Source organism: Pedobacter sp. B4419 (assembly GCF_059693725.1).
Window position 1 is genome coordinate 529,921 of sequence record NZ_JCASSL010000001.1, and the last position, 25,790, is coordinate 555,710.

Below are 25,790 nucleotides of genomic sequence, written 5' to 3' on the forward strand. Positions count from 1 at the left end.
ATGTTCTTGCCTTGGTTAACTGCTCCTCAAAATCCTCGTTTTTTCCTCATCAAATTCGGCTTGCGATAGAATTCCTGCGTCTAACAGTTCTTTTAAATTGAGCAAGGCCTGTTTTTTAGCGTCCATATCTGCCAAATTTAGAGGAGCTTGCGGAGGTGTTTCCGCTGGAGTGGGCACGGCTGCGTTGGCCGGACCGAACTGTAATAACAAAGCTGTAATTTCATTAAATCCTTTAATGTTCGAATAGTCGATGGCTTTTTGCTCTTTCACATTCACAATGGTGGCATCGGCCTGCTGTTCCAACAAGTATTTTACGATGTCCTTTTTACCATTGGCTGCAGCATAATGCAAAGCTGTATTCCCGCTTTCATCTTGCGCATCTATGGTCGCGCCTCTTTCCAAAAGCAGTTTTACCATACTTAAATGGCCACTTTTTGAGGCTACATGCAGTAATCTTTCACCGCCGTAGCTGTAATCAAAAACAAAATCGTTGGCGCTGGCAAGGTTGTTGGCTGTTTCTACCCAATTGAGGTAAGAACCCATGGCAGTATCGTTGCCAGTTAATGGCTTTGCATAATTTACATCAACTGAATGGTCTAAAAATAGTTCGACTACATCCTTCTGGTTATGCGAACATGCGTACCAAATAGGCGATAGGCCATCTTTTGCCGAAGTAAATACATCTGCTCCATGTTCAACCAGCAATTTGGTCAACATCCTGTTCATGTCAAAACAGGCGATAAGCAAGGCCGATACACCGGCATGGTTTACCTGATTAACATCGGCTCCATTCTTCAGCAAAAGCTCTACCATTGGCATGTTTTTCGATTTTACCGCATACAGCAATGGCGAATTTCCTTGTTGGTTGGTGGCATTGATGTTAGCGCCTTTGTTTAACAAAAGCTCTACAATCTGTTTGTTGCGCCAGCTAGTGGCAATGAGTAACGGAGTTTCGGCATCGTTGTTCTCTGCATCGATATTCATTCCCGAATCGAGTACCTTTTCAAATACTTCTATCTGGCCCGTTTGGGCAGTAAGGTGCAATAAACTATTTCCGTTATAATCTTTGATATCGGTTTTAGCACCCTGTTCCAGTAAATACAGGGCCGTTTGCTTCTGCTTTTGCAGGCAGGCAAAATAAAAGGGCGTTTCTCCCGCATGGTCTTCATAATCCAAATCTGCTCCTTGTTCGATCAGGATTTTAACCAGATCTAAAAAGCCATGATGAGCCGCATAGTGTAGCGCTGTTCTGCCTTTTTCGTCGGTATAGGCAATATCTGCCTCTTTGTTAGCCAATAAAAGCTCGGCTATTTTCCTTTTTCCGCCCTCACAAGCGAGAATAAATGACATTGACATGGTGATGTTAATTAGGTAGGCAATTAAATGGTTGATTTCGTTAATAGCTCAACAGTCTTTATTTTAAGGTTATCGTCTAAGGCCAACATCACCGGCGTTTGTTCATTGTTGTTGGTGATGCCTACATCAGCTCCATTTTCCAATAGCAGTTTTACTTTCCTGTACATGTCTTTTGCCTTTTCTGTTTCATAATTCACATTATAGGCACAAATCTTATGCAGCAAAGTGTTGCCGTCTTCGTCTTGTTGGTTTACGTTTAAAGCGCCACTATTGAGCACTGTTTGCAAAACATCAACGTTTTTTTCGGCAAGTAAGTCTATTGGAGTGGTTTCGCTTCCATAATAACTACTGTTTTGATATAAGTCTGCACCATCGGCAATTAATTTGGCCAATAATTCAGTCTCTTTGGGTGAGGGATGATTCAACATTCTAATGTATTCGAACAACAACGATACTTGGTTTTTATTGATCGTATCAAATTGCGGGGTACCGTACAAACTCAGCTTGTTGTACAGTTCCAGATCGAATTTTTCTGCAACAGCATAATAAAAGGCACTGTTGCCCTGCTTGTCGATGTGATTTACATCAGCGCCACTGTTTAACAGAAGATCGATATACTCGGGTCTGTTAAACGATATAGCCAATTGTAACGGGGTTTGTTGTACAATATTTGGTTCATCAACGGCTAGACCTTCATCGATGAGCAAAGCAAGGTAAGCTAAAGAAAGTTCAGGCGTCCTTGTGTAGGTTTTCACCACCTGGTGGATGAAGTTCTCTTCGGCATTGTTCTTAAAGCTGGTACTGGCTCCAGCAGCGATCAAAGCTTTTACTTTTTCAATGGAAGCTCCATTTTCTAAAAAAAAGCCGAGTAGGGTTTTAGCCTCTACCTCGTCGCTAATGTTCTCAAATTGAGCAATAAAATCCTCAAAAAACTTAATAGACTCTTCATCGTTTGGCAAGTAGCGGACAATGCTTTCGAAGATGCTCCTGTTAAAACTATCGTATTCATAAATATCTGTTTCGATGGTTTTATCCTTGATAAAATGATGGAGAATTTCAAACTGTTTGGCGCGTAGCAATTGATCTAACAGCTGTTGCTTCTGGAAATCCTGCAAAGTATCAGGCAGTTTTTCGTTGTTGGCCAATAGGGCCAGTGCTTCTGTGTAGTTGGCAGATTGTAAGTGTTGTACTAGCATTTAGACGGTATTTGGTATGTCTATAATTCAATATCCATACCAATTAATCGTTTTATCATTAATTAATTTTTTTTCTGAACAGTTGAAATAAAAAAATCCCCTTACAATTCTTGTAAAGGGATCGAAATTATTTATTTATAAAATTTTGGTTACCTCACGCGACCTTCTTCTTCACTGGTACCAGTTCTGCGATTACGGGCAGTTTTGATTTTCATGTTTCCAAATTTGTAGGTGATATTCAACGATATTTTTCTGTTCTCCCATTCGTTTTGCCAATAAGTATTTACGTTATTGTATTGAAGTCTGGCCCTGAAAACTCCCGTTGCAAATACATCATTTAACTTCAACGAAACAGTTGCGTTTTTCTTCCAGAAGGTTTTTTTAACAGCTACGTTTACTGCATAACTTTCAAGATTGCGGAATAAGCCCGAAACTGAAGGTGAGTTATAATAAGCGTAAACCCCAATTACATAATCTTTTGGAAGCGTAAAGTTGTTGTCTGAACTTACACCCCAACTCCATTGCGACGAGTTAAAGCCTACACCTTGTACCGGAGAGCTTAGTTTATTGTAGGCTGCATAAATCTCTGAATTGTTGTTCCACCATTTTACCACATCAACAGGTGTACCGGTAGCGATGTATAAATTGGTTTCGTTGTTCAGGTTTTCTGCACGGGTAATGCTTTCTTTAGTTACGCTGTTTTGGTAAATCACTTCAGAAACAGATCCTTTGGTAGTTGCATAACTCACGCTTAATAAACGCATGTTTTTAAAGTTGTAGTTAAATTCGAAATTGTCTGCATAAGAAGGCTGCAACAAGGGGTTGCCCTGTAAGGCTGTGTAAGGATCGGAATAGAAAGAAAAAGGATTAAGGCTGCTATACGACGGGCGGTTGATGCTTTTGCGATAAGACAAAGTAAATTGGTTGTTTTCGGTAGCTTTAAAAGAGGCTGCCACGTTTGGAAACAATTTCCAATATTTACGATCGATAACGGTATTGGTGCCAGATGATAATCCATCGCCCAAAGTCTGTTCAGCCCTTACGCCAACCTTAATGTCTATGTTTTTAAACGATTGATTTAGTGAAAGATAAGCTGCATTGATGTTTTCTTTATACTGGAAAAGATTAGTACGCCTTTGGTCGTTTATCCAGCCAGCTGTTTTAAGCGAATCGAAACGCACGCCGCTGCTGGCATCAACCCAGCTGCTTTTTAAACCGGCTTCCATTTTTAGCTTTTTGGTAAAAGGATGAACATAATCCACTTTTAAGGCATAAATGTCAATGTTTCCATCAGCTTTGTTGCGCATGTTGATAGGGTCGCTTTTTAGTTGGTTGTTGGCGTCAAAATAGCTGTTTACAAAGCTTTCGTTCTGGTAGCTGTCGTAATGAACATAATCGGCATCAAAGCTTAATTCTCTACCCAAAGTGTCCATTTTAAAGCGATAATTGAAGTTCAATGCGTTATTGCCCACGCTGTTTTTTTGTGGATTGTGCATAGTAACCGAGCCTAATTTAACGCCTTGGGCATTGTAGTTGGGCGAGTTGCTGGTTACATCGGTATTGGCTGGCGCGCTAAAGCCTTTGAACATCAATCCAATCGTATGTTTGTCATTGATGAAATAATCGGCACCAGCTGCATAGTTTTTACTATTGGTTATCGGGTGCCAATAATTCACTTGGTCATATCGTTCATTGCCAATGGTACGGTTAAGGGTAAGGCGGTTAAAAGAATTCATATGCTCTGTACTGAAGCGTGCATAGGTGCTGATCTTGCCGATATTGTAGTTAAGGTTGGCGCCGCCGTTTAATTTCTCATATTTGCCATAGCCACCACCAAGATTTACGTTGCCGTTCATGCCCTGCATTTTATTTCTTTTAAGTTTGATGTTGATAAAGCCTCCCGTTCCGGCTGCATCAAAAGAGGCAGGTGGATTAGTAATCAGCTCGATTTTGCTGATCACTTCTCCAGGCAGCGACTTGAGATAGGTTTTAAGTTCTTCGCCACTCATATAGCTGATTTTGCCATCGATCATTACAGTTACATTTTGTTTGCCTTTTAAAATCAGGTTATCATCTTTGTCTAGCCTCATGCCTGGTGCACGGGCCAGTACCTCAAGGGCATTATCGCCTGTGGTGTTCATCTTTTCTACGTTCACAATGGTACGGTCTGCCTTTTGGTCTATTACGGGCACTTTCGAAACAATGTTTACTTCATTCAGGTTTTGGCTTTGGCTAAGCAATGCAATTTGAGGCACTTTAACATCAGTATCTTTTACTTCGAAAACAGCAGATGAAAGCTTGCCATAGCCCATCATTAAGGCTTTGATGATGTAACTGCCCGGTTTAACCATCTTAAATTCGTAAACGCCCTGCTGGTTGGTGGCCTGTAGCACGGCAACAGAATCTGGAAGGTGAACCAATGCAACAGAGGCAAAATCCAGAGGCTGTTTTTTGGTTTGGTCTATTATGGTGCCGCTTACTTTAAAGTTTTGCGCCTGTGCCGTTGTAAAGCCTAAAAGGAAAAGAGCTGCTAAGAGTTTAAAAAGAGTTTTCATGATGTTAAGATTTGTATGTCTTTGGTTTGCTGTCCAAAGGTTCACAAAGCGATGCAGCTGCTCAATTATATAATCCCAACCTCCTAAAATATTATCCCAACCCAAATTTTGCCCATAAAAAGGTTTCGTCCCTAAAAACAAGGGGTTGGGATAATTTATGTCGGGATTGGCATAAGAAACTATGGCGTTGGAAAAGCTTTTTATAGTTTTAGGGCATGAAAGCATTATGATTTTAATTACACAGTGAAATCCACAACATCATAGCAGTTCATCAACATTGAAATATATATACACATGAAAAGAATTCCCCTCGTTTTAATACACATCCTTTGCTGGCTTTTGGTACTGGGCTACCGATATGGCGCTTACCTTTTGAAGATAACCAGCTTTTATAATGTTGCCTTCGATCTTTCGATGACCATTATCCAGATTATAGAATTTTATGTTTGCTTTTTATGGGTCTATCCCAATTTTTTGAAGCATGGAAAAATGCTTCAGCTGATAGGTGGCATGTTGTTGGCCATGGTTGTTTTTATCGGTTCTAGGTATCTGATAGAAGAGGTGATTTACCTGCATCTTTTTGGCTTTCATAATTATTCAGAGGGCGTTACGATTGATTATTACATAAGAGATAACATCTATTATGGACTGTCTTACATCTTTATTTCTCTTGGAGCCTATAGCGTACAACAGAATTACAAAGGCGAACTGGCGAGACGTAAATTGAAGGACGAGGTGGTAAAGGCCGAATTGGCTTTTTTGAAATCGCAGATCAATCCACACTTTTTATACAATACGCTTAATTATGTATACTCTTTGGCTATCCCGGTATCGGAAAAGCTAGCCAATGCGGTTTTGCGTTTATCTGACCTGATGCGTTATACCTTAAACGAAAGTCCCGATGGCAAAGTGCTGTTGAGCAAGGAAGTAGAATACCTCGAAAGCTACATTGCACTCTTTAAAATGCGTTTTGAACCCAATTTTTACGTCGAATTTAAAACCGAAGGTTTAACTGACGAGCAAAAAATTGCATCGCTGGTTTTGATTCCTTTTGTAGAAAATGCCTTTAAGCATGGTGTGATTAACGATGAAAAGCATCCTGTTCGTATCTCCTTAAAAATGCAGGCCAACAAACGCCTGGTTTTTGAAGTGAGCAACAAAATCAACCATGGCCAAAAAGACCATTCGAGCGGAGTGGGACTGGTTAATGTGCACCGCAGGCTAGACCTTATTTATCCAGATAGCCACGAGCTATTGGTTTCTAATAATAGCAATACCTATAAAACTACATTGATTGTTAACTTATAGATTGGCCAAATGAAAAATTTCAAAAATCAATCCTACAAATGGATGTTGTTGAGCTGTTTATGCCTTTGCATTGCCTATGGCTGTGCACCGCTAAGGGCCACACGTTGGCGCGAACCTGATCTTAACGACAGCTCGAAATTTAAATATGCAAGACTGGTAGCTAATAAAGAGCCGTTTAGGTTTGTTCAGGCAATTGGACAACCTAAATACGCCAAAATGAAAAAGTACTTGGACAGCATGTTGCTTCAAACCAATACCAATGCTTTTTTGGTAATTAAGAACGATAGCATTATTTACGAGAATTTCGCCAGCAACGTGAATGCCAATACCCTGCACCCCAGTTTTTCGGTGGCCAAATCCTACATCGGTACCTTGATGGGCATTGCCATTGATAAGGGAATAATCTCGTCGGCTAATGACTTGGTGATTAAATATATGCCAGAACTGGAAAAGAACGATGAACGCTTTCACAAATTAACCATTCAACATGTACTGGATATGCGAAGCGGTTTCGATTTCGATGAAGACAGCGTTAGTCCCTTTGGCAGTATTGCGAAGCTTTATTATGGCAATTCCTTAAAAAATCAGGTTGCCAAGCTGAAGATGAAAAAAGAACCTGGCCAAACCTTCGAATACCAAAGCATCAATACGCAGGTTTTGGCTGCTTTATTGGAACGTGCCAGTGGCGAAAAAATAGAAGTGCTAATGGCCAAACACCTCTGGCAGCCTTTAGGTGCAGAATCTGACGCCATTTGGAGTCTGGATGGCCGAAAAACCATTAAAGCCTTCTGTTGCCTCAATGCTACGGTTACCGATTTTGCCAAACTCGGGCGTCTCTACCTTAAAAAAGGAAACTGGCAGGGAACGCAATTGGTTTCCAATCAGTGGATCAATAATACGGTAAATCCTGATTCATTGGCCAAAAGAGGCTACAAAAACCAATGGTGGGCTTGTAGCAAGCTGAGCTATTTTAAAGATTCGATCAGCGCCAGCCAACAATTGGCTAAGCTCAACCTAAAAGCCCCAATCAAAAAGATGAGCAACGGAACCTATTATTTTCAAACCCTAGCCAAAGATTACAGGGCCGAAGGAATTTTGGGCCAAATCGTGTACGTAAATCCTGATAATAATGTTATCATTGTTAGGATGGGAAACTATCCCAATAAAAGCCTTTATTTTAATGGTTTTATCCCTGCTGTGGGCAGAGAAATTAATTAAGAACAAAATATGATGATCCGTTGCCTTGCTGTTGATGATGAAGCCTATGCTTCAGAAATTATTGCCACTTATATCAAAAAAACGCCTTTCCTCACGCTCATCGGCACCACTACCAATGCCTTTGAAGCCTTAAATATGGTGCAGGAAGGGAAGGTAGACCTGATTTTCTTAGATATCCAGATGCCAGAACTCACCGGGATCCAGTTTTTAAAGATCTGTGGAGGCAAATGCAAAGTGGTTTTGACTACGGCTTACCCAGAATATGCCTTAGAGGGTTTTGAATTGGATGTGATCGATTACCTGTTGAAACCGGTATCGTATGAGCGGTTTTATAAAGCAGCGCTAAAAGTACAGCAACTCTTAGATAAGCCGATTGCAACGCCTGCAGCTTCAGAAGCAGTTGCGCCAGCCAGCACAGCCGATTTTATTTTTATCAAGGGAGATACCAAAAACAAGTTCATCAAGATTAAATACAGCGATATCCTCTATATCGAGGGGCTCAAAAACTATATCTCAATTTTTACGGCCGATCAGCGTTTGATTACCTACCAATCTTTGCGCGAACTGGAAAACATATTGCCTAAGCAGTCTTTTTATCGAATCCATAAATCTTACATCGTATCGGCTGAGCACATCAAAATGATAGATGGAAATACGGTTTTTATCAAGGATCAGGCCTTGCCGATTGGAGAAACCTATCGCGATGATTTTTTTAAAATGATTAGGGAAAGCAACTGATTTTGAACAGATTGTTGCAGCTTTTTTACACGATTTGAGCACACAAACGTTTGTGTGAAATCCGTTTTATGTTCTGTTTCTATTTTAAAATGGGGTAATTTGTTGTTCACAACAGCTAAACCACATTGAACCTATGAAATTGAAGATTTCCCTATTCGGCATGGCTATTTTGCTATGCGCGACAACATTTGCGCAACAGCCCGCCACACCATTATTTAAGATACCAGCTAACAAAGGCTATGTAGAACCTTTTGGCGCAGGAAGACCTGGCGTTTCGGTACCTGTTGGCTACCCGGAAAACAAAGGCATCGTTTCCAATTGGCGCGATAAAAGCAAGAGCGTAGTTTGGTACCTTTATCAAAAGCCGGGCAGTTATGAGCTTTCTTTTAACAACACGGTAGAACAGGGGAAAAACCTGCAATTCGAATTAAAGGTAAGTGCTACTTATGCCAATTCAGGCTTTAAAACATTTACCAAGAAACTCACGTTTAAAGGCACGGGCCAAGCCGATAGTTTGTTTGCAAGCAAAATTGAGATTCCGCAAACTGGATACTTCAGGTATGAACTGAGGCCTATTTCTGATCCAGAATCAGCCATTAAAATAAAGGAATTGACTTTTAAATCGCTTAAGCCAGGTGGCCAGGTTAATCAAACCGATTACCAGTCATCGCCTTCGGTACACCTTTCGTTTAGTACAACTGATCAAACTACAAAGGCATACAACTGGATTTATGAAGAGATATTGGTACCCGAGGGAGGCGATCCTTTGGCAACCTACTACATGAGTCTGGGTTTTTTTAGGGGTTATATGGGTATTCAAACCAATAGTGAAAGCGAACGGAGGGTACTGTTCTCGGTTTGGGACAGCAAAGATGCCGAGCATGATCAAACCATCACCCAACATGATTATGTTTCTTTGGTGGATAAAGGCGAAGCTACCACCGTAAATAGCTTTGGTGGTGAGGGTACTGGCGGCCAATCGTATGTAAAAACTGCCAACTGGCAAACCGGAAAACCCGTTAAGTTTTTGATGAACATCAGCAAACAAGCCAACAACTCTGTGGTTCTATCAGCCTGGTACAAGCTTGAAAGTGGCGACTGGCAGTATGTGGCTACTTGGCGCGCGCCAAAAGAACAGCGTTTGTTTGATGGCTTTTATTCGTTTATAGAAAACTATGGCTATACCAATGGCCAACTGAGGAGGGAAGCTTATTATTACAATGCCTGGGGCAGGGAAGAGGGTACAGGAAAATGGATCAATTTTAATAAGGTAAGGTTCTCTAATACCGATGGGAAGGAAGGACAGCGTGTAGATTATGAACAAGGCGTTTCGCCAAATTATCCAGATCGCTTTTATATGGCATCTGGCGGCTATACACCTACTTTGAAAACCAATAATCAAATTCCGCTGTCGGTAAGTAAAATGAACCTTGATTTGAAACCTTTTGAAGACCGTATAGCTGTGGCGCTCAAAAATGAAGATTCCAATAAAGACAAACTAAAGAAAAGCAAATAGATTATTATATTTGAGTAAATCCTTATTTCAATGAAAAAATTTTTATTCGTTTGTTTCCTGCTTTTCACGGTAAGCATTGCCTGTAAAAAGGAAGGTATTGGCGGAAAATTGTGTGCTTGTTCACCAATGCCCGGACCTACGCTACAATTGGTACTTAAAAATTCTGCTGGCCAAGATTTGTTGAACTCAGCGACAAGTGGTTCATTCAAGGCAGACCAGATACAACTCTATCAGAAAGGCAGTGATGGAAAGATTACGCAAATTCCGTTTATTATACGTCCGCCGTTTTCATATGGCAACGAGAAGTATGAATTTAGCCAGATCTTTTCTCCCCAGATTGCTGAATTAGCCTTAAGGGCGAATCAGACTTTCTATTTGAAGTTAGGCGATAAAGCACCTATGGAAGTGGATATAACAGTTGATAAATCGTATGGTAGATTAGAAAAACTGACGATAGACAAGAAAGAGGTAGGGATTGAAGCAGGAAACGTTGCCAACTATGTAAAACCGCTATTCTATCTTACCATAGCCTAACTCAGAAATTTAACATCAAACAAAAAGCATGAAATAAAAAAAGCACTGAAATTTTCAGTGCTTTTTTTATTTATTCGAAATACTCTTTCATTTTATCGAAAAAGCTTTTGTCATTTTTGCCAGGCTGCGGCTTAAAGTTTGGAGATTCTCTCAGTTTCTCTAACATGGCCCTCTCTTCGCTGCTTAGCGCTTTAGGAGTCCAAATGTTCACATGGATAATCTCATCGCCACGGTGGTATGAATTTACTTCTGGAATACCTTTTCCTTTTAAACGCAACAATTTGCCGCTTTGGGTTCCAGGATCGATTTTTATCTTGGCTTTTCCATCAATGGTTGGCACTTCAACACTCGCACCAATGGCTGCATCGATAATGCTTACATGCAGATCGTAAACAATGTTATTGCCTTCGCGTTTCAATGTTTCATGTGGCAATTCTTCAATCAATATAATCAAATCGCCCGGAATGCCTCCATTTGGGGCGGCATTTCCTTTGCCAGCCATGCTCAGTTGCATGCCCTCGCTTACGCCTGCAGGAATGTTGATGGTAATGGTTTCTTCGCCACGTACGGTTCCTTCGCCATGACATGAATTACATTTAGCTGTAATCTGTTGCCCACTGCCGTGACAAGTTGGACAAGTTGCCGTAGTTTGCATTTGGCCCAATATGGTATTGGTTACCCTGCGCACCGCGCCACTGCCACCACAGGTTTTACAGGTACTTACCGATGATTTGTCTTTAGCGCCGCTGCCATCGCAGGTTTTACAGGTAATCTGTTTGTTAACCTTGATTTTTTTCTCGGCACCATTGGCAATTTCTTCGAGGGTTAATTTAACCTTGATGCGCAAGTTGCTGCCTTTAGCTACCCTGCGGCCACCGCGCGATTGGCCTCCGCCACCGCCAAAAAAGCTGTCGAACGGACTGCCACCACCACCGAAAATATCGCCAAACTGGCTAAAGATATCTTCCATGTTCATGCCACCGCCACCATAGCCTCCTCCGGCTGCGCCACCCACACCCGCATGGCCGTATTGGTCATAACGTTGTTTCTTTTCTGGATTGCTCAATACCTCGTAAGCTTCAGCAGCTTCCTTGAACTTTTCTTCTGCCGATTTATCGTCAGGGTTTTTATCAGGATGGTATTTAATAGCCAATTTGCGGTAGGCTTTTTTAATTTCCTCCGCCGAAGCGCCTTTGGCTACGCCAAGTATGTCGTAATAATCTCTTTTGCTCATTTTTACTAATGATTGAATCTTGAATGATTGAATTTTGAATGTTTTTATTCAATCATTCGCTCATCCACAATTCATTAATTTATTTTTTATGCTCCAACTACTACTTTGGCGAAGCGGATTACTTTATCGTTTAAAGTATAACCTTTTTCCAATTCATCTACTACCTTGCCTTTTAGATCTTCTGTAGGGGCAGGGATATTGGTAATGGCTTCGTGTATATCTGTATCGAAAACGGTATGCATGCTTTCCATTTCCTTTAAGCCTTTTTGGCTTAGGATACTTTTCAGCTTGGTTTGTACCAATACAATACCATCGCGAATAGCGCTTACTTCTGTAGCGTTTTCGGTTGCTTTGATGGCACGTTCAAAATCATCTAAAACCGGGAGCAAAGAAACCACCACGTCTTTTCCGGCAGTTTGCAACAATTCTACGCGTTCTTTTTGGGTACGGCGTTTGTAATTGTCGAATTCTGCAAATAAACGAAGGTATTTATCGTTCAAGGCTGCGTTGTCTTGTTGCAGTTTTTCTTCTGCAGAAAGTTCTGCTACGGGTTCTGCCTGAGCTTCCGTTTGTGTTCCCTCAGCCTGTGTATCTTGCACTTCTTGCTCCGCCTGATTTTCGTTAATCGGTTCTTCTTCCTTTTTCTTCTTATTAAACATGTTGTATACTCGTGTTTTTTGTGTTTGAACTCAAAAGCTTTGCCAATACAAAAAAATCAGCCATGCTGTCAGTTTTAACTGGGAGTAACCGAACAGAATGGCTGAAATCTAATTTTTTGTCAGCATTGCACTAGGCAATCTGGGCGTCTTCGTGCATCACGCCGCTTTCGCATTTGATGATGCGAGAAGGGAAGGTGCGGATGATATGGTAATCGTGCGTGGCCATTAAAACAGCAGTGCCGCTTTGGCTGATTTGTTTCAACAGCAACACGATTTCTTCTGAAGTATCAGGGTCTAAGTTGCCCGTTGGCTCATCGGCCAAAATAATCTCTGGGTTGTTAAGCAAAGCCCGCGCAATTACCACGCGTTGCTGCTCGCCACCCGAAAGCTCATGAGGCATTTTCTTGATTTTAGAACGCAAACCCACTTTTTCAAGTACGTCTTTAATGCGTTCGTTAATCAGGTTTTTATCGTTCCAGCCTGTAGCCTTTAATACAAACTCTAAATTCTGCTCAATGGTTCTGTCGCTTAGCAATTGGAAATCCTGAAAAACAATGCCCAGTTTCCTGCGCAGGTAAGGCACTTCTTTTTCAGCCAGGTTTTTAAGGTTGAAACCCGCTACGCTGCCATTGCCATTGCCGATATGCAAATCGCCGTAAATGATTTTGAGCAAGCTGCTTTTTCCAGAACCCGTTTGGCCAATTAAAAAGACAAATTCGCCTTTGGCTATATCAAGATTTACGTTAGATAAAACCAAGTGCTTCTGTTGAAAAACATCTACATTCTGTAGGTTGATTACTGCGCTTTGTGTCATGTTCAAATATCTAGTTTGGTAACCTGTCCAAAGGGAAGGTCATTAATAATGTTCATAATTTGATCTAGCTTATCGCCAAAGCCCAATTTTTCTAAAGATTTATCGGGTCTGTCGACTCTGAAATAGGCCAAGAGCGTAAATTTTTCATCTCTTAGTTGCACATAGTCGGGTATTTTGGCAATGCCTTTTACTTTTATGATATACATCTGCCCAAAAATAACATTTCTAGCCGAAATTTAGATTGAAATAATGGATTTTATCTGGCCAATAATACCCAACCAGAATAGGCTTTTTTATCGTCGTTGAGGTAAAGGGTATAATAATAGGTGCCGGCAGGTAAAACTTTGCCATCTGATTTGCCATCCCAGGTATGTTTGGCATCCGTTGTTTCAAATACCAATTGTCCGTAGCGGTTAACCACTCTCAGCTTTACCTTATCATAGCCTTCTATAGATGGAATGAGCCATTTATCGTTTACACCATCGCCATTAGGTGTAAAAGTATTCGGGATTTCTACTTTCGGGTAAACTTTGATAAAGACTTCATCGGTAACTGTATTGCAGGGCGACTGAACGGTTAAAGTATAGGTAATGTCTTTTAGCGGACTTGCAATAGGGTTAAGCTTGGTGGGGTCGTCCAGGTAATCGGTAGGAAACCAACTGTAGGTTAAATCATCGCCACTGGCTTGGCCATCCAATACAATGCCTTGTCCCTGCACTATTTTTTTGTCGGGCCCAGCATTTGCATTTACGTTTTTCAATACACGGACGGTTATCGAAGCTGTTGCCGAACAGCCATCTCGACTTATACTAACGGCATAAGTTGTGGTTTGGCTCGGCGAAACCGTTGGCGTTGCGCTGTTCAAGTCACTTAAGCCATCAGCAGGTTGCCATGAATAGGTAGTGCCTCCAGAAGCTTCCAATTGTATGCTTTGGCCTTCACAAATGGGGCCGGTAAGGGGCTTAATCAGTGCGTTAACCTGAGGGAGAACGCTAACCGTGGTTTGCCTAATTTCTTCACAGCCGTTTTTGGTGAAAGTAAGCCGATAGGTGCCTGCTTTATTGGCATCCATATTATTGATTGCCGGATCTTTTTGCGTAGAACTGAAGTTGTTCGGTCCATCCCATTTATAGCTCACCACATCTCCTGTAGCAACAGTAATATTGGTGGTGGTTAGTTGCAGGTTGCCTCCAAAACAAATGGGGCCGTTGTTGCTAATCATAGGATTAGGCCTGGCATTTACCTTAATGGTGAGTGGGGCAGAAGAAACCCTGCAGCTTGGCGAGTTGATATTGGCCCTTTCCGCTGCTATCAATCTATATTCGTAAGTGCCTGGCAAGGGATTAGGCGTAATAATGGTTTGCGTGTTGGTTTCACCCGGCAAGTCTGTCCATCCGCTGTTGGTGTTAATTTGCCATTGGTAAACAGCATCGTTATAGCCTGCCGAAACTGTTGCACTTAAAGTATAATTCGTCGTAGCATTTTCACAAACATTGATCGTTGTGCCAAAATTGGTAGCAATATCATTAATAGAAGGCGTAATTACAGGTCCACATGCCCTAAAGGTAATGTCATCCAAGGCAATGTCGTTTCCGATGCCACCTGGGCCGTTATTGATCATTTTCAAAACAATGCTGGCATTGCTCGAAGTAGTAAACGTCATGGCATACTGTTTCCAAGTGGCTTGGGTGGTTTCGAAGATATCGCCGGTATCGTAGGTTTTTAAAACTGTGCCACTGGTGGTTTCAATGGTAAAAGTTACGTTGGGCTTGTTGCCCGAATAATTCAGGATATTGACAATCCAGGCCGAAAACTCGTAGGTAGTACCCGGACAAAGGCCAGAAATCGTTTCTTGGTAAAAAATTCCTGGTGTGGTAGAGGCGTTCACCACCATCATATAGCCATTGGGGTCGTTAGGAGTATGGTTGCCAATTTGGAACCAGCCATTCCCCGGACTGTTGTGCATGCCGTTTGTGCTTTGGGCAATGGTGTATTGGCCGTCGTTGGGGCTATCGGCTATATAGGTATAATTGGTTTGCCCATTGCTTAATTGGGGTCCAAATTGGCTCGATCCCTTTCCAAAATCGATATTGATTACCGGATCGCCCAGTGCGCCATTGCAAACCTGAGCCTTTAATCCAGTTATGGAAAAGAGCAGTACGAATAAAGACCAAACAAAACTTCTAATTGCTGTCAAATGGACGCTTGGGGATAAAGCGTCTACAAAATAGGGATAAATTTATAAGCTACAAAGCCAATAGGAAATCAACTGTATTTATATTGTCGGCATAATCCCAAAGTTTTGGGTTTTGGCTTTGTCCAAAAGCGATAGACGCTCTGGTTAAAGGCAGGTTCAAATGCGAAACCACACATTGGATCTGTTCTTCTTGAGTATTGATTTTTTCGGCCAGTTGGGCTTCGTCTTCATAAGTTTCATAAAAGAGCACTGCCAGTGGCGAAGTAAGCGATTCATCTTCCTTCACTAGCAAAAAGCCGTTATCAAGATGTTTGACCAAATTTACCAGGTATACAGATTTGTTGTAGTCGTAATTGTTGTTGTATTTGAAGTGGTTGATGATGTCGTTAAAAGATTCTACCGCTTCAAAAAAATGGTCCAGTTTATAGCCTTTGGGTACATAGATTTTAGAGACGTTTCGGCAACCCAATCCAAAATAATCAAAAATATCATGACCCAGGCTTTTAAGTTCTTCACTGCTTTCTTGGCCACTTAAAACGGCTACGCTATTTCTGTTTTTGCGGATGATATTGGGCACGTTGCCAAAATAAAACTCAAAATAACGCGAAGTATTATTGCTGCCGGTCGCAATAATGGCATCAAACTCTTTTAGCCTTTCGGTATAAACGATGTGATCGTGAAGTGCAGGCTCAAATTCCACCAGTTTTTTAAGCAGTTCGGGCAATAATTTATCATCAGAAGATGACAGTTTGATCAGCGCGATATTGCCTGTAACCAATACGCACAACACATCGTGAAACCCTACCAAAGGAATATTTCCGGCCAAAATCAGCCCAACTTTCTTTGGCGTATTGCTTAAACGGATGGATTCCATCCAAGTTTGGAGGTCTTGGATATTGAGCATATTGCCTAGCGAAGAAAGTGCTTTTTTTACCTCTCCAACGGTAAACCATGCATTATGGCGGCTTGCCGAATCGATAACGGCTTCGAAAGCTTGGTCTGGTTGAGACATGAACCGACCGAGTTTTTCGAAGGCATTAATAAGGCTTTCTTTGCTAAGTGATGACATATTTAGAATTATTATAAATGATTATGTGTTATATTTGCACTGCAAAGTTAAGCTTAGCAATAGATATAGACGAAGACATGGCGATTAAAATAACAGACGAGTGTATTAATTGTGGCGCATGTGAGCCAGAATGCCCAAATAATGCAATTTACGATGCAGGCACTGCCTGGAGATTTTCGGATGGTACCAATCTAGACGGCATCATCGACTTTGGTGACCAGCAAATTGATGCTGGATCTTCTCAGGAAGCACTTTCTGACGAAGTTTATTATATTGTTTCTGATAAGTGTACAGAATGTAAGGGTTTTCATGATGAGCCTCAATGTGCGGCAGTTTGTCCGGTAGATTGTTGTGTGGATGATGAAGATATCCGCGAAACCGAAGAAGAATTATTGGCTAAAAAAGCCTGGTTGCACCAAGAAGGCTAATTAAAAGCTCAAAATAAACAAAAGGGACGCGGTAATCGGGTCCCTTTTTTGTTGCTATAGTTTTGGTTAAACGTCGCTTCTGTTAGGAACCACTAATACGGGGCAAGGCGCTTTTCTGGCCACGCTTTCGGCTACGCTGCCCATAAAAAAATGATAGAGGCCTGTTCTGCCGTGTGTGCCAATCACAATCAAATCGGCACCCCATTCTTCGGCCTGCTTTAAAATGCCATGACTGGCGGTATCCAAACTGGTGAGGTAAGTGGTTTTTATATTGTTGCCAAACTTGCTTTCCATTTCCTTGAGCAGCACATGGCTGTTTTCTTCACTGTTATCATACATCTCCATAAAAACCGGTGCCAATGTAAAATCCGGATTAACGGTTGCGGGTGCAGGTTCGATGATATTTAACAAGGCAATTTCTGCGTCGAATTTACTGGCCATTTCATAGCCGGTTTTTGCTGCTTTTTCAGAACAAGTACTGTTGTCTACAGCAATGAGGATTTTTTTGTAGTTCATGATTTCAGCATTTAAGTTTGTCTGTTAAAAATAACAATTTTCGTCCATAAATGTTTGGTAATGCACTTTTTAACTATTAATCCTTATTTTTAGGGCTCATGTTTTAAAAATGGAAAACTACCAAATTTGCAGGGTTGCCATCGCGCCTTTAAGAAAAGAACCATCAGACAGAAGTGAAATTGTATCGCAGCTCTTGTTTGGCGATCGGGTGAAGGTACTCGAGCAAACCGAAAAGTGGTGGCTGGTTCAAAATTTCGACGATGGCTATGAGGGCTGGATGGATTTTAAACAACTGCGAAAATTGAGTGAAGCGCAGTATCTGGATGGCCGTTCTTATACCTATTTGGCTCCAGCTGCGGTAAATAATACCCTGATAGCTGCCAACGGAAGTGCCTATTATGTGGCAGCGGGCAGTACCTTGCCTTTTTATGAAGATGGTTTTTGCTTTTTGGGCGAAGAGAAGTTTGAAGTTAAATTTGAAGCCCAATTGGCCAGCACTCAATCTATAAAAGATCAAATAGAAAACACAGCGAAATTTTTCGAAAATGCACCTTATTTATGGGGTGGCAGAACCTTGTTTGGTATCGATTGTTCGGGTTTTGTGCAGACGGTGTTCAGGTTGCATGGCATCCAGCTGAGAAGAGATGCTTCGCAACAGGCAGAACAGGGTGAATTGGTCGATTTTTTATCTGGCGCTGCTGTAGGCGATTTGGCCTTTTTTGATAACGAGGAGGGCAAGATTACCCATGTGGGGATGATGCTGGGTAACGACAAAATCATCCATGCTGCGGGTAAGGTTCGTATCGATCCTATCGATGGACAAGGTATTTATAATGCCGAATTGGGAAGGTATACACACAAGCTGCGGATTGTGAAGCGATTTTTTTAATAAAAGGTCGTCATCCTGAACTTGTTTCAGAATCTGCCAAGTTGGATCCTAGATTATGTGCGGATGACGAATGGGAGAGCTAACAACTCATCAAATACTAGGTTCGATGCTAAACACCCAGTTCTTTCATCAATTCCTCTAATTTGGCTTTGAGTTCGGCCAATTCTGTTTCTACTTTGCCCAAACGTTCTTCCAATTCGCTGTTCGATCTGCTTGGCGTTTCTTCCGAAGTAATGTATTCTTCTTCAAAAGTCTCAATATCGCCGGCAAATAAATGCATGTAGCGCTGTTCTTTTTGTCCAGGTCTGCGTGGCAGTTGTTTGATGTAAGCGGGTTCTTCGCTAGCCAGTTTCTCCAATACGCTTTGTACTTCTTCTAAAGTTTCGAACTCGTAGAGCCTGCCCGAGTTAGTATTGATTTCTCCAGGCGTTTGCGGACCGCGTAAAAACAAGAGGCACATCACCGCTACTTCGGCCGGAACCAAAGGATAAACAATGGCAAAATTATGTTTGTATTTGATGTTCCTGATCGAACCACCTGTAGCTGTAGAAATCAGCCCTGCAATTTTTAATGAATTCAGTGCGGCAACAATAGTCGATTCGTCATATTGAACAACAGGTTTTCTGGATGTCTTTTGGTTACAGGCTGCGGCCAGTCCATTTAAGGTCATCGGATAATAATCTGGCGTGGTCTTGCATTTTTCCATCAAAGCACCCAATACTCTGATCTGTTCGGCATCTAATGTAGGTAGCGGTTTTAGTGTGTCCATGGCTAAATATAGGGCAATTCATTAAATTTCTAAATATTGTGGTAAAATTTGATTTTTAAGTATGGAATTCTAATCCAAAAAGTATCTTTAAGTAAATCCCCGTTTTATGAAGATACGCTTACTCCTTTTTTCTTTTCTTTTTCTTTCTACCCTCGCAGTTGCACAGCAGCAATTAAATAAAAGTCGCCAAACCAGTAGCCATACTTATATCTATCAACTCACAGACAAAGAGATGTTAGCTATTGCCGAACATTCCGTTTTGGCCATCAATGATAGCTTCCTGCATACACTTGTAGACAGTTTCGAGTTTGCTAAAAAATACAAAAAGGAGAGCTTGCCTTACGGAAACTACCTTTATGTGAGCGCCATCAAGAATAAACTCAATTATTCGTTGATTGATAAACAGAACGTATCCATTGCCATGGTCAATAACCTGCACAACCTGCAGTTTTATGTAAAGGATGTCAAAGGCAATTTGATCAATAATGCCAAGGTAGAATTGGGCAATGGCCAAAAGGTAGCTTATAACCAGCAAACCCATCTTTATCAGACCAGCTTTAAGAAAAAAAGCCAAGTAATTAAAGTGAGCTACGAGGGCGTAAGCAATTTTTTTAGTTTCGAAATAGACGATGAGCGTGAAGATTGGCCGTTTTTTAAGAAAGTAGCCTATTCATTTCCCATTAAATATACCTGGCAACCTTTTCGGAATCTTTTTAAGAAGAAATACCGCTATAAAAATGTGCCACCAAAATATACAGGCTATCTGGTTTTTAGTAAGCCTAGATATAAGCCATTAGACACCGTTAGGCTCAAGGCTTATGTGTTAGATGCGAAAGGCAGTTTGATCAATAATATACCTGTTGATGTAATGTTGGCTGGTCGCAATAAACAGAAAAAAATAGGAACTATCCAGCCATACAGAAATGGGGGCTACGATTTTGATTTTGTATTGAGTGATAGCCTTGATTTAACACTAGACAATCACTATAATGTAAGCTTGGTTAAACAAGACAAGGAAAAAACCATGTTGATCGGTTCAAGCTTTAAGTACGAAGATTATGAGCTCAAATCCTTGAATTTTCAGGTAAGAACCGATAAAACCACACATCAGAGCGGATCGCCACTTGCCATTTTTATGAAGGCCAGCGACGAAAATGAATTGGCCGTTCCCGACGGCAGGGTAGAAATACTGGCCACAACCTCCAGGACTAGGGCTTATTTTGATCAAAAGGTGTTTATACCTGATACGCTTTGGAAAAAGGAAATGAAGCTTGAGCCAGTGGGCGAAACCAAACTGATCTTGCCCGATAGCATTTTCCCAAAGGCAAATATCGATTTTACGCTTGATTTTACTTTTCGGAATAGCAACAATGAGGTTAGACGAGAAAAAAGGCAGCTTGATTATGTCTATCAAAAAGAATTAAAGCTACGGGAAATAAAAGGATCGCTACAAAAAGACAGTTTGCTGGTCGAGTATAAAGAAAATGATAAATCATTAAACCAAAAGGCTTTTGTCCTTGCTTATTCTTCAAATGATATTTTGCTTGATTCTGTTCCTGTGGATTTGCCTACTCGTTTAAAAACAAATTACAATGCCGAATATTACGAAGTAAAATTGCCTAATGGTTACGAGGAAACGATTTACCTTGCCGACTTTACACCCAAGCTGAATATCAACGCCCTGCAAAGCAAAGATTCGTTGAGGGTAGTGGTGGATAATGAAAATAAAGTGCCTTTTTGGTATACGGTTTTTTCGGGTAATCAAATTCTATTGCAAGGTTATGGCAGCCAGTTAGATACGGCGATAAGGCATGGCGTAAGTAAAGCTGCTCATATCCGGATCAATTATTTTTGGGACGAGAAAGAAAAAATGCAGGAGCTTAGCGCCGTTTACAATCCAAATTATTTAAATGTAAAGTTGATTGCGCCAGCTGTTGTTTATCCTGGACAGGAAGTGAAAATGCTGGTTAAGGTTACCGATATAGCCAATAAGCCTGTGAGTGCTACCGATGTGACCGCGCAGGCCTTTACCGCCAAATTTGGAAATGTGTCTACGCCTTCTTTGCCCAATTTTATCAAGCGCTATTATGCCCGAAAAAAGAAAATCCAATTGGAAATAGAAGATATCACGGCTTCTGGCAGTCTAAAAATGGACTGGCAAAAATGGGGAAAGGCTTTGGGACTAGATACCATAGAATATTACAAGTTTACTCACCCTAATGAAATTTATACATTTGTAGAACAAACCAAGGATACTTTAGCTCAAATTGCCCCTTTTGTAATGGATAAGGGCGATATAGATCCGGTAAGTATTGTTTACATCGATCAGGTTCCGGTATATTTTAGTCAGGCAGACCAATTGCAGCGCTACGCCTTTGCGGTAAGCCCGGGCAAGCATAGCATTTATTTACGCACGGCTACCAAAATGGTTCACCTATGGGAGGTAGAAGTAGATAAGGGGACCAAAAAGGTAATTAGTATAAATGCCGCTATTACAAATGCCGACATGACCACGGGAAATGTTGCTGTAATTCAGAAAGCTCCAGTGTTGGATGAGGAGGAGACACTCAATTTACAGAAGTACATGCTGAAGATCACAGACAATTTCCTGTCTGAGAAAACCACTTTGAAAGCAGATAGTACTGCCATTTTGTTAAATCCGCCACCAACGGTTTCAAAAAACAGGGAACTCTTGGTAGGGCCGATCAAGGAGAATATACTCCGTTTTGAGACCACTGGTTTTTCGCATAATTTTTTAAAAGAGCCTGGTTATACCTATACTTTTTTACCAGGCCTCATTAAACAAAAATCTTTTGAAAGTTTGCAGGTGCCGAATTACATTAATGCCAGAAGCATGTACAAGCCTAAAAACACAAGAACACCGGCTCCTCCCTCAGGCTTGGGCTTGGCCAGCACAGCTCAAAACGGCAATGATGATTTTAGGCAATATGAACTTAAAAAGGGCGAAATAGACAGCATCTGGAATGAATATTTAAACCTGAGGAGTTATACTACCGCTTTGTTTACCAATGAAAGTACACGAACTGCTTTAAGGGGGAAATTGAGCATGGACATCGATACTGCCTTTAAAAACAAGCTTCCTTATATTAAAAACATCATTGTTTATAAAAACGATGAGCCAGATTTCATCAGGATTTATCCCGGTAACCATACCAATTTCGGGCCGTTTGATCAGGGAAGTTATCGGATCCTGTTTTTGCTTAAGGACAACCGCTATTTTATGGCAAATGACATCAACATTAAAGCCAATGGGTTAAATTATTATAAATGGCAAAGCTTTAAGGTTTTGCCTGCCGATCAATTGAGCAAAGAATTGGATACCTATGTGAAATCGGCCAAAAGTGGTGTGTCGAACACCATTGAGGATAAGGTTTTATACACTTTTAACAATAAGAATTTTGATAAGGGCTTATTGCTTGATCAGATGACTGGAAAAGTAATTGCAGCCTCAGATAAAGAACCGTTGCCCGGAGTTTCTATTCGATTATTGGGTTTTGAACAGGCCACTTTTACAGGTCACGATGGACGGTTTAGTTTGACTGTCCCAAAAAACGGAAGAATTGTAATCGCTATGGTAGGCTATGATGCAAAAGAGATAGTGGCTACAAACGGCGATGTTGGAACTATTGCCCTTGAAGAAAGTACAAATTCTCTGCAAGAAATAGTGGTAACGGGATATGGAACTGTTAAAAAGCAAATGCTTTCTGCTTCAGTATCCAGTGTTTCTGGTTCGCTGTTGGGAAGCACCCCAGGTTTAATTGCGAACAAGGATGGGGTCCGTTTGGTGTTGAGAGGAAGCAGAAGTTTAGAAGGCAATAATAAAGCCTTGGTAGTGATTGATGGGGTGGTGGTACCTTATGAAATCATGGCCAAATTAAATCCCGAAGAAGTAGATAACCTCACCGTGTTAAAAGGCGATGAGGGCGCTGCAATCTATGGCGCAATCGCGGCCAACGGCGTAATCATTATCAAAAGCAAGAAGGGAAATACAGCCATTGCCGAAACGGGAGAATTGGCATCGCAACAGCAAACCATGCGTACTCATTTCTCTGATGTTGGCTTTTGGCAGCCACGTTTGTTTACCGACGAAAATGGAAACGCAAGCTTTACGGTTAAATTTCCGGATGACATTACCAATTGGAAAGCAAGGGTAATTGCCATGAACGGCAACAAACAGAATGGCTATGCCGAAACAGCCATCAAATCTTTCAAAACATTAAGTGCCAATTTTGTATCGCCAATGTTTGCCGTTACCGGCGATAGCATTAAGGTATTGGGCAAACTGATGAATTATACGCCGCTCGAAGAAAAAGTTGTCCGCAGGTTTATATACAATGGTAAGGAATTGGCAAATGGTCAGGTTAGCTTTAAAAATTCCCATATCGATATGCTTGCTGTCGCGGTAGTCGGAAAAGACAGCCTGAACTTTGAATACACCCTGAAGCAAGACAATGGTTATTTTGATGGAGAAATCAGAAAAGTGCCCGTAGTAGAAGCAGGGGTAAAAGAAACCAAAGGCTATTTTTCGGCTTTATTGCGCGACACAACCATCAGTTATGCATTTGATAAAAAATTGGGGAACATTACTTTAAGGGCAGAAGCTTCTGTTTTTCCGACTTTGCTCGATGAAATGACCAAGCTCCGTAACTACGAATACCTCTGCAATGAACAGCTGGCCTCTAAGTTAAAAGCACTTTTGCTCGAGAAAAAGGTGAGAGCCTATCTTAACGAGCCATTTAAACATGAAAAAGACATCAGTATTATACTTAAAAAACTGCAACAGAACAGAAAGCCACAGGGTACTTGGGGCTGGTGGCAAAATAGCAATGAAGAAATGTGGATCAGCCTGCATGCAGTAGAAGCTTTATTAGAAGCAGAAAAAGCAGGCTATCAAACCAGCCTTGATAAAAGGGCGCTTTATACTTATCTAACGAAGCAGCTAACAGCGCGTACAGATTACAGCCAAGTGGCAACAGTTAAGCTGCTTCATTTGCTCGATGATAAGAACTATATCAAAGATTGGGTATTGGCCATCGAGAAAACCAAGACCGATCCAAAACCCTCTTTGTACAATCGCCTGCAGCTAATGCGCCTTAAACAAATGGCGGGCTTAAAAATAAATGCGGATTCATTGTTGGCCATTAAAAAAGAAACCATGTTTGGCAACCTGTACTGGGGCGAAGAAAACAACCGTTTCTGGGATAACAGCATCCAAAACACCTTGTTGGCTTATCAGATTTTAAAAGCGGCTGGCAAATCCATTGCCGAACTCGATAAGATCCAGCGTTACTTTTTAGAACAGCGCAAAGATGGACAATGGCGCAATACTTACGAATCCTCTTTGATTTTAGAAACTATTTTGCCTGAGTTACTGGTTGACAATCAGAAAGGAACACCTGCGTCCATAACGGTTAATCAAGAAACCATTAGCAAATTTCCTTTTGCTAAGACTTTGGTCAATACAGAGGCGGTTGCCTTGTCGAAAACAGGAGGAATGCCAGTCTATTTTACGGCTTATCAGCAGTTCCAGAATTCAAAACCTGAAAAAATGGGCAAAGATTTTACGGTAAGTTCGAGCTTCGTTCAAAAAGGAGCGACTGTGCGCCAATTAAAGGCTGGAACTTTGGCCACCTTAAAAGTGGAAGTAGAAGTAAGGGCTGATGCGGATTATGTGATGATCGAAATTCCCATCCCGGCAGGTTGTTCTTACGAAAATAAACTGCAATCGTTTGGGGGCGTAGAAACCCATCGCGAATATTTTAAAGAGAAGACTTCTATTTTCTGTACACAGCTTAAACAGGGCAAATATACTTTCACTATTGACTTGATGCCACGCTATTCGGGCAATTATGTGCTTAATCCGGCAAAGGCCGAAATGATGTATTTTCCAGTGTTTTTTGGCAGGGAAGGAATGAAAAAAGTAGGAATAAATTAATTCGGCTTATGGAATTTGTAACAACGTGCATCTTATTTAAAAATTAACGCTGATGTCTCAAATTAGAATCTCCGTACCTGAACCTTGTACTCAAAACTGGGTAAATATGACACCTTCCGAAAAGGGAAGATACTGCAATTCCTGCGAGAAAGAGGTGATCGATTTTAGGAATTGGACAAGTGAAGAACTGAAAGATTGGTTCTTAAATGATAAAGGAACAACATGTGGCTTGTTTTTTCAGGAACAAATCACTGTGGGTAGCCCACCTGTCAAAAAATCACGCTGGAGCTTGGCCAAAGGTGTATTTGTGGCCTCTTGTCTTACCTTGTTTGCTAGCTCAAAAGCTTATTCAAAACAAGCAATAGCAACCGTATATGAAGAAAATAAAGCATCCAAATCTAATTTTACAGTTAAAGATTCAAAAACAGATACTTTGGTGACGATTAGTGGCCGAGTGAAAGATTTTAATGATAAAATAGATTTGCTAAATGTAAAAGTGTGGACATTAAGCGGGCAAAAAACAGTGACTGATGCGTATGGAAGATTTACGATGCAGGTTAAAGCTAAAAAGGACGGTAAAGTGATATTGTTTTTCGATTATACTGGATATAGAACTAAAGAGCTTGTGCTTAATCCTGGAGAAACCGAAGAGCTAAAAATAGAATTGGGTAAACCCGAAGAACAAATCATACAAGTTTTAGGCGGTGCAATTGTTTGTGTAACTGCAAAACCGTCTTTTTTCAAACGAGTATGGAACTTTATGAAAAGTCCGTTCAAATAGTGTATTTTGTGATTAATACTAACGCTTATGCCACAACTTAGAATCTCCATACCCGAG

20 protein-coding genes are annotated in these 25,790 nt (G+C 41.1%); 9 read left to right on the plus strand and 11 right to left on the minus strand.

Annotated elements, in window-relative coordinates:
* Window positions 1-15 precede the first annotated feature (15 nt).
* The 3 genes from AC570H_RS02145 to AC570H_RS02155 all read right to left on the minus strand — a co-directional run bounded on the left by AC570H_RS02145 (window position 16) and on the right by AC570H_RS02155 (window position 5,107).
* Entirely contained in the window at window positions 16-1,350 is a 1,335-nt protein-coding gene (locus AC570H_RS02145; RefSeq protein ID WP_497351238.1) for an ankyrin repeat domain-containing protein, read from the minus strand.
* Between the two features lie 29 nt (window positions 1,351-1,379).
* Entirely contained in the window at window positions 1,380-2,552 is a 1,173-nt protein-coding gene (locus AC570H_RS02150) for an ankyrin repeat domain-containing protein (RefSeq protein ID WP_497351240.1), read from the minus strand.
* A gap of 149 nt (window positions 2,553-2,701) precedes the next feature.
* Window positions 2,702-5,107 carry a TonB-dependent receptor domain-containing protein gene (locus AC570H_RS02155; protein WP_497351242.1) on the minus strand — a complete coding sequence of 802 codons (2,406 nt, stop codon included), beginning with the start codon at window positions 5,105-5,107 and terminating at the stop codon, window positions 2,702-2,704.
* 294 nt (window positions 5,108-5,401) lie between these two features.
* On the opposite strand from AC570H_RS02155, the gene AC570H_RS02160 reads away from it, so the two are divergent.
* The 5 genes from AC570H_RS02160 to AC570H_RS02180 all read left to right on the plus strand — a co-directional run bounded on the left by AC570H_RS02160 (window position 5,402) and on the right by AC570H_RS02180 (window position 10,421).
* Window positions 5,402-6,415: a sensor histidine kinase gene (locus AC570H_RS02160; protein WP_497351244.1), complete on the plus strand. Its 1,014-nt coding sequence runs from the start codon at window positions 5,402-5,404 to the stop codon at window positions 6,413-6,415.
* Between the two features lie 9 nt (window positions 6,416-6,424).
* The gene (locus AC570H_RS02165; RefSeq protein ID WP_497351246.1) at window positions 6,425-7,633 is read left to right on the plus strand and encodes a serine hydrolase domain-containing protein; all 1,209 of its coding nucleotides are present in this window, start codon (window positions 6,425-6,427) and stop codon (window positions 7,631-7,633) included.
* Between the two features lie 9 nt (window positions 7,634-7,642).
* Window positions 7,643-8,371: a LytR/AlgR family response regulator transcription factor gene (locus tag AC570H_RS02170; RefSeq protein ID WP_497351248.1), complete on the plus strand. Its 729-nt coding sequence runs from the start codon at window positions 7,643-7,645 to the stop codon at window positions 8,369-8,371.
* A gap of 133 nt (window positions 8,372-8,504) precedes the next feature.
* Window positions 8,505-9,887: a DUF3472 domain-containing protein gene (locus AC570H_RS02175; RefSeq protein WP_497351250.1), complete on the plus strand. Its 1,383-nt coding sequence runs from the start codon at window positions 8,505-8,507 to the stop codon at window positions 9,885-9,887.
* 30 nt (window positions 9,888-9,917) lie between these two features.
* Window positions 9,918-10,421, plus strand: coding sequence for a hypothetical protein (locus tag AC570H_RS02180; protein ID WP_497351252.1), 504 nt, complete (start codon window positions 9,918-9,920; stop codon window positions 10,419-10,421).
* A gap of 70 nt (window positions 10,422-10,491) precedes the next feature.
* Here the strand turns inward: AC570H_RS02180 and dnaJ are convergent, their stop codons facing one another.
* The 6 genes from dnaJ to AC570H_RS02210 form a co-directional block, all read right to left on the minus strand.
* Window positions 10,492-11,655: a molecular chaperone DnaJ gene (gene dnaJ, locus AC570H_RS02185; RefSeq protein ID WP_497351254.1), complete on the minus strand. Its 1,164-nt coding sequence runs from the start codon at window positions 11,653-11,655 to the stop codon at window positions 10,492-10,494.
* 86 nt (window positions 11,656-11,741) lie between these two features.
* Complete coding sequence (locus tag AC570H_RS02190) at window positions 11,742-12,314, minus strand: nucleotide exchange factor GrpE (RefSeq protein WP_497351256.1); 573 nt, start codon at window positions 12,312-12,314, stop codon at window positions 11,742-11,744.
* A gap of 130 nt (window positions 12,315-12,444) precedes the next feature.
* Entirely contained in the window at window positions 12,445-13,128 is a 684-nt protein-coding gene (locus AC570H_RS02195; protein ID WP_497351258.1) for a cell division ATP-binding protein FtsE, read from the minus strand.
* 2 nt (window positions 13,129-13,130) lie between these two features.
* Complete coding sequence (locus AC570H_RS02200; RefSeq protein ID WP_497351260.1) at window positions 13,131-13,334, minus strand: fructose-6-phosphate aldolase; 204 nt, start codon at window positions 13,332-13,334, stop codon at window positions 13,131-13,133.
* 50 nt (window positions 13,335-13,384) lie between these two features.
* Window positions 13,385-15,325 (minus strand): T9SS type B sorting domain-containing protein, encoded by a 1,941-nt coding sequence (locus tag AC570H_RS02205; RefSeq protein WP_497351262.1) that lies wholly within the window; start codon window positions 15,323-15,325, stop codon window positions 13,385-13,387.
* Between the two features lie 49 nt (window positions 15,326-15,374).
* Complete coding sequence (locus tag AC570H_RS02210) at window positions 15,375-16,394, minus strand: acyl-CoA reductase (protein WP_497351264.1); 1,020 nt, start codon at window positions 16,392-16,394, stop codon at window positions 15,375-15,377.
* 77 nt (window positions 16,395-16,471) lie between these two features.
* On the opposite strand from AC570H_RS02210, the gene AC570H_RS02215 reads away from it, so the two are divergent.
* Complete coding sequence (locus AC570H_RS02215; RefSeq protein WP_497351266.1) at window positions 16,472-16,822, plus strand: 4Fe-4S dicluster domain-containing protein; 351 nt, start codon at window positions 16,472-16,474, stop codon at window positions 16,820-16,822.
* Between the two features lie 66 nt (window positions 16,823-16,888).
* On the opposite strand, the gene AC570H_RS02220 is transcribed toward AC570H_RS02215, so the two are convergent.
* On the minus strand, window positions 16,889-17,338 hold the full coding sequence (locus AC570H_RS02220) for a universal stress protein (protein ID WP_497351268.1): 450 nt from the start codon (window positions 17,336-17,338) through the stop codon (window positions 16,889-16,891).
* Window positions 17,339-17,447: 109 nt separating this feature from the next.
* Between AC570H_RS02220 and AC570H_RS02225 the strand changes: the two genes are divergently transcribed.
* On the plus strand, window positions 17,448-18,227 hold the full coding sequence (locus AC570H_RS02225) for an NlpC/P60 family protein (RefSeq protein WP_497351270.1): 780 nt from the start codon (window positions 17,448-17,450) through the stop codon (window positions 18,225-18,227).
* Window positions 18,228-18,336: 109 nt separating this feature from the next.
* Here the strand turns inward: AC570H_RS02225 and AC570H_RS02230 are convergent, their stop codons facing one another.
* Window positions 18,337-18,996: a YceH family protein gene (locus AC570H_RS02230; protein ID WP_497351272.1), complete on the minus strand. Its 660-nt coding sequence runs from the start codon at window positions 18,994-18,996 to the stop codon at window positions 18,337-18,339.
* Between the two features lie 106 nt (window positions 18,997-19,102).
* On the opposite strand from AC570H_RS02230, the gene AC570H_RS02235 reads away from it, so the two are divergent.
* Window positions 19,103-24,952, plus strand: a complete 5,850-nt coding sequence (locus tag AC570H_RS02235) for an alpha-2-macroglobulin family protein (protein WP_497351274.1) — start codon at window positions 19,103-19,105, stop codon at window positions 24,950-24,952.
* A 52-nt stretch (window positions 24,953-25,004) separates the two neighbouring features.
* Complete coding sequence (locus AC570H_RS02240) at window positions 25,005-25,733, plus strand: carboxypeptidase-like regulatory domain-containing protein (RefSeq protein ID WP_497351276.1); 729 nt, start codon at window positions 25,005-25,007, stop codon at window positions 25,731-25,733.
* Window positions 25,734-25,790 lie beyond the last annotated feature (57 nt).

Excerpts from the sequence above, each read along its gene's own strand:
- AC570H_RS02145 (WP_497351238.1), bottom strand. The coding sequence starts at position 1,350 with ATGTCATTTATTCTCGCTTGTGAGGGCGGAAAAAGGAAAATAGCCGAG.
- AC570H_RS02150 (WP_497351240.1), bottom strand. The coding sequence starts at position 2,552 with ATGCTAGTACAACACTTACAATCTGCCAACTACACAGAAGCACTGGCC.
- AC570H_RS02155 (WP_497351242.1), bottom strand. The coding sequence starts at position 5,107 with ATGAAAACTCTTTTTAAACTCTTAGCAGCTCTTTTCCTTTTAGGCTTT.
- AC570H_RS02160 (WP_497351244.1), top strand. The coding sequence starts at position 5,402 with ATGAAAAGAATTCCCCTCGTTTTAATACACATCCTTTGCTGGCTTTTG.
- AC570H_RS02165 (WP_497351246.1), top strand. The coding sequence starts at position 6,425 with ATGAAAAATTTCAAAAATCAATCCTACAAATGGATGTTGTTGAGCTGT.
- AC570H_RS02170 (WP_497351248.1), top strand. The coding sequence starts at position 7,643 with ATGATGATCCGTTGCCTTGCTGTTGATGATGAAGCCTATGCTTCAGAA.
- AC570H_RS02175 (WP_497351250.1), top strand. The coding sequence starts at position 8,505 with ATGAAATTGAAGATTTCCCTATTCGGCATGGCTATTTTGCTATGCGCG.
- AC570H_RS02180 (WP_497351252.1), top strand. The coding sequence starts at position 9,918 with ATGAAAAAATTTTTATTCGTTTGTTTCCTGCTTTTCACGGTAAGCATT.
- dnaJ (WP_497351254.1), bottom strand. The coding sequence starts at position 11,655 with ATGAGCAAAAGAGATTATTACGACATACTTGGCGTAGCCAAAGGCGCT.
- AC570H_RS02190 (WP_497351256.1), bottom strand. The coding sequence starts at position 12,314 with ATGTTTAATAAGAAGAAAAAGGAAGAAGAACCGATTAACGAAAATCAG.
- AC570H_RS02195 (WP_497351258.1), bottom strand. The coding sequence starts at position 13,128 with ATGACACAAAGCGCAGTAATCAACCTACAGAATGTAGATGTTTTTCAA.
- AC570H_RS02200 (WP_497351260.1), bottom strand. The coding sequence starts at position 13,334 with ATGTATATCATAAAAGTAAAAGGCATTGCCAAAATACCCGACTATGTG.
- AC570H_RS02210 (WP_497351264.1), bottom strand. The coding sequence starts at position 16,394 with ATGTCATCACTTAGCAAAGAAAGCCTTATTAATGCCTTCGAAAAACTC.
- AC570H_RS02215 (WP_497351266.1), top strand. The coding sequence starts at position 16,472 with ATGGCGATTAAAATAACAGACGAGTGTATTAATTGTGGCGCATGTGAG.
- AC570H_RS02220 (WP_497351268.1), bottom strand. The coding sequence starts at position 17,338 with ATGAACTACAAAAAAATCCTCATTGCTGTAGACAACAGTACTTGTTCT.
- AC570H_RS02225 (WP_497351270.1), top strand. The coding sequence starts at position 17,448 with ATGGAAAACTACCAAATTTGCAGGGTTGCCATCGCGCCTTTAAGAAAA.
- AC570H_RS02230 (WP_497351272.1), bottom strand. The coding sequence starts at position 18,996 with ATGGACACACTAAAACCGCTACCTACATTAGATGCCGAACAGATCAGA.
- AC570H_RS02235 (WP_497351274.1), top strand. The coding sequence starts at position 19,103 with ATGAAGATACGCTTACTCCTTTTTTCTTTTCTTTTTCTTTCTACCCTC.
- AC570H_RS02240 (WP_497351276.1), top strand. The coding sequence starts at position 25,005 with ATGTCTCAAATTAGAATCTCCGTACCTGAACCTTGTACTCAAAACTGG.